This window comes from Corallococcus sp. 4LFB (assembly GCF_046520365.1).
Classification (GTDB): Bacteria; Myxococcota; Myxococcia; order Myxococcales; family Myxococcaceae; genus Corallococcus; species Corallococcus caeni.
On record NZ_JBKGHJ010001307.1, the window covers coordinates 1 to 240 of the forward strand.

A 240-nucleotide genomic window follows, 5' to 3' on the forward strand; every position below is an offset into this window, starting at 1 on the left:
GCGCGGACTTCCAGGTGAAGGTGCGCGGCCTGCGCATCGAGCTGGGAGAGATTGAGGCCGCGCTGGAGCAGCACCCTGGCGTGCGCCAGGCGGTGGTGGTGGCCCGTGAGGATGCGGCGGGCGACAAGCGGCTGGTGGCCTACGTGGCATGCCGCAGCGGCTCGGAGACGGTGGACGTCTCCGCACTGCGCTCGCGGCTGCACGAGAGGCTGCCGGAGTACATGGTGCCCTCCGCCTTCG

At 71.7% G+C, this 240-nt stretch carries 1 protein-coding gene; it reads left to right on the plus strand.

Translation table 11 applies throughout. The features are described from left to right. The coding region (locus tag ACLEQD_RS45430; protein WP_410392081.1) for an AMP-binding enzyme at positions 1 to 240 on the plus strand (240 nt) is incomplete at both ends.